The sequence below is a fragment of the Halomicrobium sp. HArcht1-1 genome (genome assembly GCF_058933285.1).
The window spans coordinates 1,377,728-1,393,298 of the sequence record NZ_JBZYDL010000001.1; the positions used below are offsets into that span (position 1 = coordinate 1,377,728).

General features: G+C 61.8%; 9 protein-coding genes and 3 rRNA genes. 6 read left to right on the forward strand and 6 right to left on the reverse strand.

Annotated features, from left to right (window positions below; genetic code table 11):
- The first annotated feature begins 174 nt into the window (after positions 1 to 174).
- Positions 175 to 2,118, forward strand: coding sequence for an archaea-specific SMC-related protein (locus AC5FRZ_RS07325; RefSeq protein WP_372479142.1), 1,944 nt, complete (start codon positions 175 to 177; stop codon positions 2,116 to 2,118).
- 52 nt (positions 2,119 to 2,170) lie between these two features.
- Here the strand turns inward: AC5FRZ_RS07325 and rdfA are convergent, their stop codons facing one another.
- On the reverse strand, positions 2,171 to 2,779 hold the full coding sequence (rdfA, locus tag AC5FRZ_RS07330; protein ID WP_170094055.1) for a rod-determining factor RdfA: 609 nt from the start codon (positions 2,777 to 2,779) through the stop codon (positions 2,171 to 2,173).
- 1,029 nt (positions 2,780 to 3,808) lie between these two features.
- Between rdfA and AC5FRZ_RS07335 the strand changes: the two genes are divergently transcribed.
- The 5 genes from AC5FRZ_RS07335 (at position 3,809) to AC5FRZ_RS07355 (ending at position 9,558) form a co-directional block, all read left to right on the forward strand.
- Positions 3,809 to 5,280, forward strand: a 16S ribosomal RNA gene (locus tag AC5FRZ_RS07335).
- Positions 5,281 to 5,652: 372 nt separating this feature from the next.
- Positions 5,653 to 8,572 (forward strand): 23S ribosomal RNA (locus AC5FRZ_RS07340).
- A gap of 107 nt (positions 8,573 to 8,679) precedes the next feature.
- Positions 8,680 to 8,801 (forward strand): 5S ribosomal RNA (rrf, locus tag AC5FRZ_RS07345).
- The 16S, 23S and 5S rRNA genes sit together here, the layout of an rRNA operon.
- 135 nt (positions 8,802 to 8,936) lie before the next feature.
- The gene (locus AC5FRZ_RS07350; RefSeq protein ID WP_170094056.1) at positions 8,937 to 9,179 is read left to right on the forward strand and encodes a BolA family protein; all 243 of its coding nucleotides are present in this window, start codon (positions 8,937 to 8,939) and stop codon (positions 9,177 to 9,179) included.
- Between the two features lie 37 nt (positions 9,180 to 9,216).
- The gene (locus AC5FRZ_RS07355; RefSeq protein ID WP_372479139.1) at positions 9,217 to 9,558 is read left to right on the forward strand and encodes a glutaredoxin family protein; all 342 of its coding nucleotides are present in this window, start codon (positions 9,217 to 9,219) and stop codon (positions 9,556 to 9,558) included.
- Here the strand turns inward: AC5FRZ_RS07355 and AC5FRZ_RS07360 are convergent.
- The 5 genes from AC5FRZ_RS07360 to AC5FRZ_RS07380 all read right to left on the reverse strand — a co-directional run bounded on the left by AC5FRZ_RS07360 (position 9,555) and on the right by AC5FRZ_RS07380 (position 15,556).
- Entirely contained in the window at positions 9,555 to 11,477 is a 1,923-nt protein-coding gene (locus AC5FRZ_RS07360) for a beta-CASP ribonuclease aCPSF1 (protein WP_493564265.1), read from the reverse strand. The two genes, AC5FRZ_RS07355 and AC5FRZ_RS07360, sit on opposite strands and share 4 nt — an antisense overlap.
- Positions 11,478 to 11,646: 169 nt before the next feature.
- Positions 11,647 to 12,696, reverse strand: coding sequence for a threonine aldolase family protein (locus AC5FRZ_RS07365; RefSeq protein WP_493564266.1), 1,050 nt, complete (start codon positions 12,694 to 12,696; stop codon positions 11,647 to 11,649).
- Positions 12,697 to 12,699: 3 nt separating this feature from the next.
- Positions 12,700 to 13,074, reverse strand: coding sequence for a winged helix-turn-helix transcriptional regulator (locus AC5FRZ_RS07370; protein WP_372479136.1), 375 nt, complete (start codon positions 13,072 to 13,074; stop codon positions 12,700 to 12,702).
- A gap of 134 nt (positions 13,075 to 13,208) precedes the next feature.
- A complete protein-coding gene (locus tag AC5FRZ_RS07375; protein ID WP_018259440.1) occupies positions 13,209 to 13,475 on the reverse strand; it encodes a helix-turn-helix domain-containing protein in 267 nt (88 codons plus the stop codon).
- An 89-nt stretch (positions 13,476 to 13,564) separates the two neighbouring features.
- Positions 13,565 to 15,556, reverse strand: coding sequence for an AMP-binding protein (locus AC5FRZ_RS07380; RefSeq protein ID WP_493564267.1), 1,992 nt, complete (start codon positions 15,554 to 15,556; stop codon positions 13,565 to 13,567).
- Positions 15,557 to 15,571: the final 15 nt, after the last annotated feature.

The following is a 15,571-nucleotide window of genomic DNA, read 5'->3' on the forward strand; positions in this document are numbered from 1 at the left end:
CGCTCGACCTCGATAGTGCTATCACTGGTACCACCGTTATTTCCTCCTCGTGAACACCTGTGCCGGCTCCCGGACAGCGACCAGTCAGTTTCGAAAGAGTTTCTCCCCGACGGCGACAGTCCTTACATCTGTCATACCAGAATCTACAAATAGGAGCGCGCCGTGGGCTGCCACATGGACTCCGGAACGCTGACCGTCGAGAATATCGGCGGCATCGAGCACACGACAGCAGAGATACCGCCCGGCGTAACCGTCCTCGCGAGCCCGAACGCCTCGAACAAGACATCGTTTCTCCGATCGGTGATGGCCGCGCTCGGTAGCGATCAGGTCTCGCTCAAAGGCGACGCAGACGAAGGGTCGGTAAGTCTCGAAATCGACGGGACGACGTACGAACGAACGTTCGAACGAACGGGTGCGACCGTCCGCTCGGACGGCACCCCCTACCTCGACGACTCTGCCGTCGCGGATCTCTTTGCCTTCCTGTTGAAGTCCAACGAGGCCAGGCGTGCCGTCCAGTCGACCGTCGATCTGCGGGAACTCATCATGCGACCGGTCGACACCGAAGCGATCCAGTCCGAGATCGAGCGTTGTCAGCGCGAACGTGATCAAATCGACGAGCAACTGGACGAGATCGACTCGCTCAAGCAGCGACTTCCCGACCTCGAAGAGCGAAAGCGCGAGCTGCAAGAGGAGGTCGAGGCGAAGCGTTCGGAGCTGGAGTCACTCGAAGCGGATATCGAAGAGGCCGACGCCTCCGTCGAAAATCAGCGCGAGGAACGCGACGAACTCGAAGCGGCGCTGGAAGAGCTTCGAGACGTTCGATCGACACTCGAAGACGTTCGCTACGAGATCGAGGCAAAGCGCAAGCGCCACTCCTCGCTCAAGGAGGAGCGAAACGAGCTCGAAACCGAGATCGACGAACTGGCCGACGTTCCCGAAGACGAACTGGCCAACATCGAGAGCCACGTCGACGACCTTCGCTCCCGGAAGCAGCAACTCGACGCCGAAATCAGCGAACTCCAGAAGACGATCCAGTTCAACGAGAAGATGATCGACGAGGCGACGAGCGGAAGTCACCCGGCCGTCGACATCGCGACCGACGGCGGGGACGGTGCCACCGTCACCGACCAACTACTCGACCAGCGCCAGGAGACGGTCTGTTGGACCTGTGGCTCGGAGGTCGAGATCGACCAGATCGAGGACACCGTCGCCAACCTCCGTGACGTGCGCCGCGAGAAACTCGACACGATCGACGACATCGAGTCGGAACTCGACGAGTACAAGCGCCAGAAGAAGTCCTACGAGTCCCAGCAACGCGAACGCGATCAGGCACAGCGCCGCCTCGCGCGCGTGGAGAACGATATCGAATCCACTGACAGCGCGCTCGAACGACTGACCGAACGCAAAGACGAACTCACTGACGAGGTCGAAGACCTCGAAGCGCGCGTCGAGGACCTCGAATCCGGCAGCTACGACGAGGTCCTGGAACTCCACCGGACCGCCAACGACATGGAGTACGAACTCGGGCGACTGGAGACAGAACGCGACGAAGTCGAGAGCGAGATCGAGGACATCGAGTCCCGCGTCGCCGAGGCAGACGACCTGCGCGCACAGCGCGAGCAACTCCAGGAAGAACTGACGGACCTCCGCACTCGCATCGACCAGATCGAGGCCGACGCCGTCGAGCAGTTCAACGACCACATGGAACAGCTCCTCGGCATCCTCGACTACGACAACATCGAACGGATCTGGATCGAGATCGTCGAGGAGGAGGTCAGAAAGGGACGACGCAAGACCACCGAACGGACCTTCGAACTCCACGTCATCCGTAGCAGCGACAGCGGCGTCGCCTACGAAGACACCGTCGACCACCTCAGCGACTCCGAGCGGGAGGTGACTGGACTGGTGTTCGCCCTGGCCGGCTACCTGGTCCACGACGTTCACGAGGACGTGCCGGTGATGATCATGGACGCACTCGAACCGATCGACTCCGAGCGTATCGCTGCACTCGTCGAGTACTTCGAGTCGTACGTCGACTACCTCGTCGTCGCACTGCTGCCCGAAGACGCAGACGCTCTGGAGATCGACCACCACCGAATCACCGATATCGGCGCGTAACGACCGCTGGTGGCTTTCGACGGCCTCCAACGTGACTGCTGCGACTGACGGGTCAGCTCTCCTCGCTTTCACACTCACAACCGCCCTCGTCGAGCAACGACGCCACGGTCCTCTGTGTCTCGCAGTCCCGACAGTACACCTGAAAGTCGATGATGAGCCGGAAGTCGCCGAGCGATATCCGGCCGGTGTCGCGCAGCCGCGTCAGCTTCTCTTCGGTGACCGACGTCGCCCGACTGACGAGACGCTGGATCGTCGTCTTTTGCTTCTCGATGTGCTCTTCGTCGCTTGGCGTCTCGTACTCCGCGTCCCGGACGTCTTTGACGTAGGATCTGATCGCCTGGTACGTGACGAAGTCGCTCTGTAGCTGCTCGACGTCGACTCCTTCCCGTTCGAGCCGCGTCTCGATGGTTGCACGGTCCGTCTCGGCGTCGTCGTTCGCCAGGGCCTCGTAGATCGCCTTCCCGTCGCTGTCGAAGTGCGTGATACCTTCACTCTCCAGTCGCGCGTCGACCAGCGCGACGTTGAACTCGGTCGCGAGCTGGCGGAGGCTCTTCCGATCGTCGCCGTCGGCCGTCCAACTGGCGACGAGTTCGTCTCCCAGGCCACCCAGCCCGTACTCGTCCAGCAATCGTTCGACTTTGCTTCGCCGCTGTCTGTTCATACGTGGTTCCAACGCGCTCCCGGGTTATGTAAATTGCTTCCGCCTTCCACACCGACCGTCCACTACGGTGAAATAACGCGGGTATCGGCGTTACGTTTCGCCGCGTCCTCTCGTGGCTGTCGTGTCGGATACTGCCACAGCTACACTTCGAATGCTAGGCCAATCGTGAACTCTTCACCGAATAGCGAGGATATAGTAGAGTAGGCGACAGTATAGGGACACTATGGGAAATGCGGGTGTACATGTAGGCTTACGCGCCCAATACCGGGGAATACATCTAGAAACACCTCGACACTCTGTGCAAAATGGGAAAAACGTCTATAGAACATCCCCCATAAGCGAATAATCGGGGTGATACAGATGCGTCTTCGACGGCCTTCCGGAAACGTGGGATGGTCCTCCTGTTTGTGTTCGCTGGCGATTCACTGTGGTCGTCGCCTCCGCTGCAAGACTCACACTGTTGGCCGTCATCGTCACACGGTACTCGCTACCCGGTGGGCGAGACATCCCACGCAGATAGCTCGCTGCCCGTGTCGGGTCGATCGTCTGCCTGTCCGCTGTCACTGTGGTTGCTGTGTGCCCGTTGTGGAGTCGTCGTCGTTCAGGGACTTCCAACGTCGATTCCGTCCGTCCCCTCTGTCTCGCTTATATCCCCTCGGTCAGTTCACACGACGGCGCGGACCACCACACGTGAGCCGTGTGCTGCCATCACAGGGCGGCTTCGAGACGTGCGATTTATATGTACCCCTCCCATCGGGTGTAATACGAAGGTCGCGCCGGGTCGCCCGGCAAGGCCGGGGCGGCAAACCGCCGTGGTTTGTCGGCCACGAAGAGTGAGAGTGTGCCCACCTCGCCGCTCCGCGGCGAGTGGCCCTCTCGCGAAGGATGAGGATCTCACCCCTGCGGTCCGCCGTCAAGATGAGATCTGATGTGAGCCCTGACGGACCCAACACGATGTAGCTGGGGAGGGATACCCCAGCGTTTGCTTCCGACGGAGTGATACCTTTCCGCCGCTGACTATGTCAGCACATTCCGGTTGATCCTGCCGGAGGCCATTGCTATCGGAGTCCGATTTAGCCATGCTAGTCGCACGGGTTTAGACCCGTGGCGTATAGCTCAGTAACACGTGGCCAAACTACCCTATAGACCATGATAACCTCGGGAAACTGAGGCTAATCGTGGATATCGCATTCACGCTTGAACTGCCGAATGCGAGAAACGTTCCGGCGCTATAGGATGTGGCTGCGGCCGATTAGGTAGACGGTGGGGTAACGGCCCACCGTGCCAGTAATCGGTACGGGTGGTGACAGCCAGAACCCGGAGACGGTATCTGAGACAAGATACCGGGCCCTACGGGGCGCAGCAGGCGCGAAACCTTTACACTGCACGACAGTGCGATAGGGGGACTCCGAGTGCGAGGGCATATAGCCCTCGCTTTTCTCGACCGTAAGGTGGTCGACGAATAAGGACTGGGCAAGACCGGTGCCAGCCGCCGCGGTAATACCGGCAGTCCGAGTGATGGCCGCTGTTATTGGGCCTAAAGCGTCCGTAGCTTGCCGTGAAAGTCTATCGGGAAATCGACGTGCTCAACACGTCGGCTTCCGGTGGAAACTACACGGCTTGGGGCCGGAAGACTCAGCGGGTACGTCCGGGGTAGGAGTGAAATCCTGTAATCCTGGACGGACCACCAATGGCGAAAGCACGCTGAGAAGCCGGACCCGACAGTGAGGGACGAAAGCCAGGGTCTCGAACCGGATTAGATACCCGGGTAGTCCTGGCCGTAAACGATGCTCGTTAGGTCTGCCGTGCACTACGAGTGCACGGTGAGCCGAAGTGAAGACGATAAACGAGCCGCCTGGGAAGTACGTCCGCAAGGATGAAACTTAAAGGAATTGGCGGGGGAGCACCACAACCGGAGGAGCCTGCGGTTTAATTGGACTCAACGCCGGACATCTCACCAGTCCCGACAGCAATAACGACGGTCAGCTTGACGAGCTTACCCGAGTTGCTGAGAGGAGGTGCATGGCCGCCGTCAGCTCGTACCGTGAGGCATCCTGTTAAGTCAGGTAACGAGCGAGACCCGCATCCGTAGTTGCCAGCGATACCTCGAGGTAGTCGGGTACACTACGGAGACCGCCGACGCTAAGTCGGAGGAAGGAACGGGCAACGGTAGGTCAGTATGCCCCGAATGGACTGGGCAACACGCGGGCTACAATGGTCGAGACAATGGGTCGCGATACCGAGAGGTAGAGCTAATCTCCCAAACTCGGTCGTAGTTCGGATTGTGGGCTGAAACTCGCCCACATGAAGCTGGATTCGGTAGTAATCGCGTGTCAGAAGCGCGCGGTGAATACGTCCCTGCTCCTTGCACACACCGCCCGTCAAAGCACCCGAGTGAGGTCCGGATGAGGCCATCATGCGATGGTCAAATCTGGGCTTCGCAAGGGGGCTTAAGTCGTAACAAGGTAGCCGTAGAGGAATCTGCGGCTGGATCACCTCCTACTGAACGGGATCAGGCCGACGCGCCTGGCCCACCTGCTGTTACCGTTGGTCGAGTGCGACCAACAATCTGGTCGGAAGACCGTGTTGGGCCGTCAGGGCTCACAAGACCTATCCGAGGCGGATCTCCCCTCCGGGGAGGCTGGGTGCAACTCCCAGCGGGTCCGTACCTCGTAGCAGTTCCGAACCGTGCCCCTTAAGTGTGGGACGGCGCTCGGATCTGGTACGAAGACCAGTGCACTACCCCGTGCAAGCGCGGGTAGGAAGGGTCGATGTACAGACCGGGTCGCACCGGCTGTACTGATGACACCGCGTGTACGTGCGATCCAGGCGTCCACTGGACTCGTGCAATTTCATCGAGTCACAACCAAATTTGACGTTGGCTACTGTGCCGCCTGGTGGATAGCTCGGCTCGGAAGCCGATGACGGACGTGCCAAGCTGCGAAAAGCCATGGGGAGCCGCACGGAGGCAAAGAACCATGGATCTCCGAATGGGAATCCCTCTAACAATTGCTTCGCGCAATGGGGAACCTCGAGAATTGAAACATCTTAGTATCGAGAGGAACAGAAAGCGCAATGCGATGTCGTTACTAACCGCGAGTGAACGCGACACAGCCCAAACCGAAGCCCTCACGGGCAATGTGGTGTACGGACTACCTTTCATCGGCCGACCATCTTCACGAAGTCTTCTGGAACGAAGCGTGATACAGGGTGACAACCCCGTAGTGAAGATCAGTACGTCGTGCGGTAGCTCCAGAGTAGCGGGGGTTGGAAATCCCTCGTCAAGACGGCAGGCATCGACTGCCAAGGCTAAATACTCTCCGAGACCGATAGTGAACAAGTAGCGTGAGCGAACGCTGAAAAGCACCCTCAGACGGGGGTTGCAATAGGGCTTGAAATCAGGTGGCGATCGAGCGACGGGGCTTGAAAGGTCCTGTAACAAACGAAAGCGGCGCGAGCCGTGTGTAGGACTTACAGGAAGCCGAAGTTCCGTCGTGCGTTTTGAAAAACGAGCCAGAGAGTGTGCCTGTTTGGCGAGTCTAACCCGATAATCGGGGAAGGCATAGGGAAACCGACATGGCCGCAGCATTGCGAGGGCCGCCGTCTTCAAGGGCGGGGAGTCAAACGGGCACGACCCGAAACCGGGTGATCTACGCGTGGGCAGGGTGAAGCGTGCCGAAAGGCACGTGGAGGCCCGTTAGGGATGGTGTCCTACAATACCCTCCCGTGACCTACGTGTAGGGGTGAAAGGCCCATCGAACCCGGAAACAGCTGGTTCCAACCAAAACATGTCGAAGCATGACGTCCGCCGAGGTAGTTCGTGGGGTAGAGCGACCGATTGAGGTGCTTCACTTCGAGAGAAGTGAACACTTCTGTCAAACTCCGAACCTACGAACGCCGTCGACGTGGGCAGTCCGGTATGCGGGGTAAGCCTGTGTACCGTAAGGGAGACAACCCAGCGCCGGGTTAAGGTCCCAAAGTGTGGATTAAGTGTGATCGAAAGTGGTCTCAAGCCCTAGACAGCCGGGAGGTGAGCTTAGAAGCAGCTACCCTCTAAGAATAGCGTAACAGCTTACCGGCCGAGGTTTGAGGCGCTGAAAATGATCGGGACTCAAATCCACCACCGAGACCTGGCCGCTCCCGTGAAAGGGAGATCGAGTAGGTTGGCGCTCCGATTGGATGGAAGCAGGGGTGAGAACTCCTGTGGACCGATCGGTGACGACAATTCTGGCCATAGTAGCAGCGATAGTCGGGTGAGAATTCCGACGGCCGAACGAGCAAGGGTTCCTCAGCACTGTTCGTCAACTGAGGGTTAGCCGGTCCTAAGTCCCCCCGTAATTCGAAGGGGACGACATGGGAAGCTGGTTAATATTCCAGCGCTCATATGCAGTGAAACCGACGCCTCGGGGTCGACCAAGCCGGGCCTTCGCCCGGTCGAACCGTCCAAATCCGTGGAAGCCGTAATGGCAGGAAGCGGACGAACGGCGGGAAAGTGAAAATTGGTTCAACCTGGGGCCCGTGAAAAGGGAGCATACGATCCGTACCGAGATCCGACACAGGTGCTCGTGGCGGCGAAAGCCAAGGCCTGTCGGGAACAACCGACGTTAGGGAATTCGGCAAGTTAGTCCCGTACCTTCGGAATAAGGGATGCCTGCTCCTGACAGGAGCAGGTCGCAGTGACTCGGACGCTCCGACTGTCTAGTAACAACATAGGTGACCGCAAATCCGCAAGGACTCGTACGGTCACTGAATCCTGCCCAGTGCGGGTATCTGAACACCTGAGTACAATAGGACGAAGGACCCGTCAACGGCGGGGGTAACTATGACCCTCTTAAGGTAGCGTAGTACCTTGCCGCTTCAGTAGCGGCTTGCATGAATGGATTAACGAGAGCGTCACTGTCCCAACGTTGGGCCCGGTGAACTGTACGTTCCAGTGCGGAGTCTGGAGACCCCCAAGGGGAAGCGAAGACCCTATGGAGCTTTACTGCAGGCTGTTGCTGGGACATGGTCGCTACTGTGCAGAGTAGGTAGGAGCCATTACACAGGTACCCGCGCTAGCGGGCCACCGAGGCAGACATGAAACACTACCCGGTAGTGACTGTGACCCTCACTCCTGGCGGAGGACACCAATAGCCGGGCAGTTTGACTGGGGCGGTACGCGCTCGAAAGAATATCGAGCGCGCCCTAAGGCTATCTCAGCCGTGACAGAGACGCGGCGAAGAGCGCAAGAGCAAAAGATAGCTTGACAGTGTCACTACCAACACGGTGACGCTGACGCGAAAGCGTGGTCTAGCGAACGGATGCGCCTGCTTGATGCGGGCCGATCTACGACAGAAAAGCTACCCTAGGGATAACAGAGTCGTCACCGGCAAGAGCACATATCGACCCGGTGGCTTGCTACCTCGATGTCGGTTCCCTCCATCCTGCCCGTGCAGCAGCGGGCAAGGGTGAGGTTGTTCGCCTATTAAAGGAGGTCGTGAGCTGGGTTTAGACCGTCGTGAGACAGGTCGGCTGCTATCTATTGGGGGTGTAAAGGTATCTGACGGGAACGATCGTATAGTACGAGAGGAACTCCGATTGGTGGCCACTGGTGTACCGGTTGTCCGAGAGGGCACGTGCCGGGCAGCCACGCCACACGGGGTAAGAGCTGAATGCATCTAAGCTCGAAACCCACCTGGAAAAGAGATACCGCAGAGGTCACTCGTAGAAGACGAGATAGATAGACTCGGGGTGTACGCGTCGAGGCAACGAGACGTTGAGCCCGCGAGCACTAATCGACCGAAGCCACACACTCATTGCACTGTGACTCGATTTGCACGAGTCCAGGCGTTTACTGGATCGCACGTATTGCGCGGAGACCGAGAGTGGTAGTTTCACGGTTCGATTCCGTGACTCGGCGTAAAGGCGGCCATAGCGGCAGGGAAACACCCGTACCCATCCCGAACACGGCGGTTAAGCCTGCCAGCGTTCCGGTGAGTACTGGGGTGTGCGAACCCCTGGGAAAGCCGGTTCGCCGCCTGCTATTCATACTACAGAGCCCACAGCCGTGGTGGCTGTGGGCTTTTTTCATATCGATCGGGGAGCGGTGGTGCCCGATCTCTCCGTGCCGAGCGACCGCTGTAGCAAGCGTTTTTCCCCTCGCCCGTGTGCTGGCCGTATGGACACAGACGAGATCGAGCGACTCATCGAGGCTGGGATCGACGACGCGGACGCGACAGTGACGATATCGCACGGGACTGCGGAAGACGACCACTACGCGGCGCGGGTCGTCGCGCCGGCCTTCGAAGGCGAGTCCCTCGTCGACCGTCACCAGCGGGTGTACGACGCCCTCGACGGGCATATGACGACGGACATTCACGCGATCGAAATCGAGACGTACACGCCCGGCGAGACGGACTAGCACAAGCCATTTGCGCACGGAGAGCGAGGACACGTGTATGACGTTCAATCCGAACGAGGGACTGCCACAGGAGGAGGTCACGGAGCGCGTCGACGAGGCAATCGAGAACAACGAGGTCGTCCTGTTCATGAAGGGCACAGAGATGATGCCTCAGTGTGGGTACTCGGACAAGGCACTCACGCTGATCGGACAGTGTCGCGACGACTTCGAGACGGTCGACGTACTCGAATCACTCGACGAGTATCGGGCGGCACTGGAAGAACACAGCGGCCGTGAGACGATTCCACAGACGTTCGTCGACGGGGAGTTCGTCGGCGGTAGCGATATCCTAGAGCAGTACGCCGAGCGGGGCGAACTCGAAGCGACGCTGCAGGCCTAGACGAACCGGAACGTTTCGAGGTTCTTCGGGTTGTAGGTCCGCATGTTGAACTTCTGGTAGAGTGCCGACGACAGCTGATTCGTCGACTGTTCGTCGCCGTGGACGCAGATGACTTTCTCGGGCCGGGGATGCATCGTCTCGACGAAGGTCTCCAGTCCCTGTCGGTCGGCGTGGCCGGAGAAGCCGTCGACGGTTTCGACTTCCATCTTCAGCGAGACGCGTTCGGCGCGGGGCCCGCTGCCGTCCGACAGCGTGATCTCGTCCTGTCCGCGCTGGATCTGTCGGCCGAGGGTACCCTCTGCCTGGTAGCCGACGAACATCATCATGTTGTCCGGGTCGCTACCGAGCAGGCGGAGCCACGACATCACGGGACCGCCAGTAACCATCCCGGAGGTCGTGAGGACGATACAGGGTTCGTCGTCGGCGATGTCTTGGCGCATCTCTTGGCCGCCGTCGACCTGCTGGAACTGCTCGGCCAGGAAGGGATTCTCGTCTTCGTAGAGAATCCGTTGGCGGAGGTCGTCGCGGAGGTACTCGGGATAGGCAGTGTGAATCGCCGTCGCTTCGCGGATCATCCCGTCGAGATGGACGGGCATGGTCGGAATGTCGCCGCTTCGCATTGCCTCTTCGAGGACGAGCATGAGTTCCTGTGACCGGCCGACGGCGAAGGCCGGAATGAGGATCTTCCCGCCTCGATCGTAGGCTTCGTTGATGGCTTTCTTCAGGACGCGCTCGGAGTCGGCCTGATCTGTCTGGTAGTCGTTTTTCCCGCCGTAGGTCGATTCGAGCACGAGGGTCTCGACGCGCGGGAAGTCGTTGACCGCGCCGTCGAGGAGACGGGTATCGCGGTAGTGGATGTCCCCGGAGAAGGCGACGTTGTAGTGACCGTCGCCGATGTGGAAGTGCGACACCGCGGAGCCGAGGATGTGTCCGGCGTTGTGCATCGTCAGCTTCACGTCGGGCGCGATGTCGGTGACGTTGCCGTACTCGACGGGAATCGTGTGTTTGAGTGCGTCCCGGACCTGCTGGCTCTCGTAGGGGGGTGCGCGTCCCTCTTTGGCGGCGACGTCGAGGTAGTCGAGCTGGAGGAGCCCCATCAGGTCCCGGGTCGGTGCAGTGGTGTAGATCGGGCCGTCGTAGCCGTACTTGAACAGGATCGGGATGAGCGCGGAGTGGTCGAGGTGGGCGTGCGTGAGTACGACCGCGTCGATCGACTGTGGACCGGCGGCGAGGGCCTCCGGTGCCTGGAGGTACGGCACCTCTCCTTCCGCGCCGGGCTTGTCGCCACAGTCGATGAGGATGCGCGACTCGGGCGTCGAGAGGATGAACGCGGCGCGTCCGACCTCGCGACAGCAGCCGAGCGTCGTCAGGCGCACCCAGTCGGTGTCGTCCGTCGTCGGACGGTTGATCTGGCGACCGACGCGTTCGAGGATGTCACGTCGTTCGGTCCGTTCCTGTTTGAGGAAGTTCCGGACGTTCGAGACGGTCGAGGACTCCATCGGTGGTGTTCGGACGACTTCCGGTGTCCAGCCGACCGACGCCGAGATTTCGTCGAGGGTCTCGCCGTGGCGGCCGATGACGAGGCCGGGCTTTTCGGCTTCGATGAACACTTCGCCGGTGTCGTGGTCGAAGTCGAGGTTCTGGACGCCCGCAGCGTCCGGGATCGTCGACGAGATCTCTTCGCGGGCGCGCTGCTCGTCGACGAGTGCGCCCTGCGTCGGGCGGACGTTGATGCGTTTCTGGAGGGTCTGGGCGAGGTTCGGTACGAGCCGGTCCCTGTTGGCGACCTTCCGTGCGTCGGGCGTGTAGATGACGAGTTCTGGCCCTTCGAACGTCACCGAGGCGATCTCGATGTCGTCCGGCGTTTCCTGCTCGACCGTTGTTCGAATCTTCTCAAGTGTCTCGTCTGTGGAACTCATGGGTTGAAATCAACGATTAGTGGCCGTCAGCGGCTGCGAAAACGACGGCAACGGGGGTTCGATAGATGCGGCTATGCTGGGGAGTGGCAAGAACCTTTGCTTCTCGATCCACGCACTCGGAGTTCCGACGGTCGGGGCAGGTCGCACGACGATCTGGCGTCGGGGGCGGCTACTCGGTGGCCTCGCGGACCACGCGTCCGATCCGGTCGATCGCCGCGTCGATGTCGGCGCGGTCCACGTCGAGGTTAGTACACAGCCGCGTCGTGTACTCGGAGACGCTCCCACAGCGGACGCCACGCGCCACACAGGCCTCGACGAAGGCCTCACTGGTGATCCCGGCTGGTTCGCTGTCGACGACGACGATGTTGGTCTCCGGTGTCGGCACGCGGAGGCCGTCTATCGCGTCGAGACCAGTCGCCAGTCGCCGTGCGTTCTCGTGGTCGTCGGCGAGTCGGTCGACGTTGTCGAGCGCTTCGAGGCCGGGTGCCGCGACCATGCCCGCCTGCCTCATTCCGCCGCCGAACAGCTTGCGGAGGCGACGGGCCTCGTCGACGAACGACTCGGTGCCCGCGAGGACCGAGCCGACGGGTGCGCCCAGTCCCTTGGAGAGACAGGCCATCACCGAGTCGGCTTCCCGGGCGAGCGCGGCCGGCGTGGTGTCCAGTGCGACCGCAGCGTTCCACAGCCGCGCGCCGTCGAGGTGGACCGGCACGTCGAGAGCGTGTGCCGCGTCACACGCAGCGTCGACGTGGGCTTCGGGGACCGCGACGCCGCCGCGGTAGTTGTGCGTGTTCTCCAGTGTCACCAGACCGGTCCCCGGTCGGTGCAGGTCCTCGGCGACGAACGCCTCGTTGATCTGTTCGGGGGTCGGGACGCAGCGCTCTTCGGCGTCGACCGTGCGACACTGGAGCTGTGCGTGCTGGGCGGTCCCGCCGAGTTCCCAGCGATAGATGTGTGACTCACGGTCCAGCAGGAGTTCCTGTCCACGTTCGGTGTGGGCTCGGACGGCGATCTGGTTGCCCATGGTGCCGCTGGGAACGAAGAGCGCGTCGGCTTTCCCGAGCAGATCGGCGGCACGGGCCTCCAGTTCGGCGACGGTGGGGTCTTCGCCGTACACGTCGTCGCCGACCGGGGCGTTGCGGGCGGCCTCCCGCATGGCTGTCGAGGGCCTGGTCACCGTGTCCGAGCGGAGGTCGATCGGGTCGTCGTGTCCGGACATGGATCAGGCCTGCTGGGCGGCGTCGTCGCTCGGTTCCGTCAGGTGGGCCTTCCCCCACTCGGCCATCGCGTCGATCACCGGTTCGAGCGACGAGCCCCGTTCTGTCAGGGAGTACTGGACCCGAAACGGCTGTTCGCTGATGACCTCGCGGTCGACCAGGCCGTGTTCTTGGAGGTCTTCGAGACTGTCCGAGAGGACTTTGCTGGAGATCCCGTCGACGCTCTCTTTCAGTTCGTTGAACCCGGACGGGCCGTGTTCGAGCAGGCGGTGGACCAGTACCGGGTGCCACTTCTTCCCGATCACCGACGCCGTCGTCGTGATCGGACACCACTCCTCGCCGGCACACCACACTTCCAGGGGCTCGCTGGCGTCTGTCATCGTCGCACGGCTACGTGGTCCCCACGGTTATAGTTACGTGTCGTAAGTGGGTTCGGGATGGAAACTCCGACGGTCGAGGCTCTCGCGTCGCTGGCGGATCGATCGACGAAGAGAGACCGCAGCGGCCCGAACTCCTACGGTGAGACTGTCGACGCTCGGTAGACCTTCTTGCGGGCGTCGGGCAGAAAGACCTCTTCGGTGACGAGATCGGCTTCCGAGAGGGTTTCGAGCGCGGCGCGTACGGTTCGTTTCGGGAGCAGCGTCTCCTCGGCCAGCTGTGCCTGCGTCATCGCGCCCTCGCTGTCGAGCACCCAGTGGACGAACTTGGCACTCGGCGGTGCGTCTTCGAGCTGGTGGCGCGGCAGTGACTCACCGGTATCGGACTGTGTCGTTGCGGTCATCCAGTGACCATCCATTGTGGCTTCTGCATTAATAGCTCTTGGTTACCGCCAGCATACCCGGTCTGACCGACGTGTGGCGCGACGTGCGCTCAGCCCTCGCGTTGTTCGCTGGCGGCGGCCGCCAGCGCGTCGATCGTCGCCGGATTCTCGATGCTGCTGGTGTCGCCGATCGTCTCGCCGGTGTAGGCACCCGCGACGGCCCGGCGGACGATCTTGCCGCTCTGGGTCTTGGGGAAGCCGTCGACGAAGACCACGTCTCGGGGCCGGAACGGCTTGCCGAGTTCGCGACTGACCTGCGAGCGCAGGTCTGTCCGGAGGTCCTCGTCGGCCTCGACGCCGTCTTCGAGGACGACGAACGCGACGACGGCGGTGCCCGTCGTGTCGTCTGGTACTCCGACGGCGGCGGCCTGATTGACGGCGTCGTGTGCGATCAGTGCCCCCTCGACCTCCGCGGGGCCGACCTTCCGACCGGCGACGTTGAGTGCGTCGTCGGCTCGACCGTGGAGGTACCAGAGTCCGTCCTCGTCTTTCTGGGCCCAGTCGCCGTGGTCCCAGCAGTCCTCCCACGTCGACCAGTACGCTTCGAGGTAGCGCTCGTCGCCGCTCCACAGGGACTTTGTCGTGCTGGGACAGGAGTCCCGTGCCACGAGAAAGCCCCGCTCGTGGTCGTCCGCGACGGACTCGCCGGTGCTGTCGACGATGTCGACGTCCATCCCCAGCCCCGGCCCGCCCAGCGTGCAGGGCTTGAGGGGCTGAATCGGCATCGGCATGAGGAAGCACCCGCAGATCTCGGTGCCGCCGGAGATGTTGATGATCGGAGTCTCACCGCCGCCGACGTGCTCGTAGAACCACCGCCAGGACTCGTCGTCCCAGGGTTCGCCCGTCGATCCCAGCAGCCGTAGCGACGAGAGGTCGTGGGCCTCGACGGGGTCAGTGCCGTGTTTGCGAAGCGCACGGATCGCGGTCGGACTGATGCCGAACTGGGTCAGTCCGTGGCGTTCGATCATGTCCCAGAAGCGGTCCGGGCCGGGATAGTCGGGCGCGCCCTCGTACATGAAGACGGTGCCGCCGAACGTGTGGGTCCCGATCAGCGTCCAGGGCCCCATCATCCAGCCGATGTCGGAGACCCAGAAGAACCGGTCTGCGGGCTGCAAGTCGAACCCGAAGTGTAGTTCCTTCGCCGTCTGCACCTGGACCCCGGCGTGCGTGTGGACGATCCCCTTGGGTTCGCCGGTGGTCCCCGAAGAGTACAGCAGCATCGACTCGTCGTTCGCGTCGAGGCGTTCGGTCTCGAAGGTCGCGTCGGCGGTTCCGACGGCGTCGGCCCACCGCTCGTCGCGATCGGTCCAGGGGATCTCGTCGACCGCACCCAGGCGGTCGAAGACGACGGTGTCCGTGACGCCGCCGGCCTGGTCGATGGCCTCGTCGAGGGTGTCTTTCAGCCGGATCTCGTCGCCGCGCCGGTAGAATCCGTCGGCGGTAAAGAGCACGTTACAGTCGCTGTCCGCGATCCGGGTCGCGGTCGCGTCGACGCCGAACCCGGAGAAGATCGGGACGGCGATCGCTCCCAGTTTGAAACAGCCGTACAGGATCGAGACGACCTCGGGGACCATCGGCATGTACAGGCCGACCGTGTCCCCCCGCTCGATGCCTCGCTCGCGGAGCGCGTTGGCCACGCGGTTGGCCTGTCGGTGGAGGTCGTGGTACGTGACGTGGCGCTGGTCGCCGGGCTCGCCCTCCCAGATGCAGGCCACGCGGTTGCGTGCCTCGCTGTCGAGGGCGGCGTGGCGATCCAGGACGTTGTGCGCGAGATTGATCGTGCCGCCGGGATACCACCGGGTGAACTGCGGGCCGTCCGTGTCGTCCCGGATCTGGTCGTACGGTTCGTAGAACTCGATGTCGAGGTAGTCGACGATCTCGTCCCAGAACCAGTCGATCCCGGAGGCGGGCTCTCCGTCTACGTGTCCGGTGGTGCGTGCGATCAGTTCCTCGTAGTCGGCGATGTCGTAGGTCCGCATGAACTGGGCGACGTTTGTCTCCTCGACGAACGACTCGTCGGGGACGTGGACGAACTCACCCATCGCACTCACCGCCGT

Bases quoted from the DNA above. Each gene is read 5' to 3' on its own strand.
- AC5FRZ_RS07325 (WP_372479142.1), top strand. From the start codon at position 175: ATGGACTCCGGAACGCTGACCGTCGAGAATATCGGCGGCATCGAGCAC.
- rdfA (WP_170094055.1), bottom strand. From the start codon at position 2,779: ATGAACAGACAGCGGCGAAGCAAAGTCGAACGATTGCTGGACGAGTAC.
- AC5FRZ_RS07350 (WP_170094056.1), top strand. From the start codon at position 8,937: ATGGACACAGACGAGATCGAGCGACTCATCGAGGCTGGGATCGACGAC.
- AC5FRZ_RS07355 (WP_372479139.1), top strand. From the start codon at position 9,217: ATGACGTTCAATCCGAACGAGGGACTGCCACAGGAGGAGGTCACGGAG.
- AC5FRZ_RS07360 (WP_493564265.1), bottom strand. From the start codon at position 11,477: ATGAGTTCCACAGACGAGACACTTGAGAAGATTCGAACAACGGTCGAG.
- AC5FRZ_RS07365 (WP_493564266.1), bottom strand. From the start codon at position 12,696: ATGTCCGGACACGACGACCCGATCGACCTCCGCTCGGACACGGTGACC.
- AC5FRZ_RS07370 (WP_372479136.1), bottom strand. From the start codon at position 13,074: ATGACAGACGCCAGCGAGCCCCTGGAAGTGTGGTGTGCCGGCGAGGAG.
- AC5FRZ_RS07375 (WP_018259440.1), bottom strand. From the start codon at position 13,475: ATGACCGCAACGACACAGTCCGATACCGGTGAGTCACTGCCGCGCCAC.
- AC5FRZ_RS07380 (WP_493564267.1), bottom strand. From the start codon at position 15,556: ATGGGTGAGTTCGTCCACGTCCCCGACGAGTCGTTCGTCGAGGAGACA.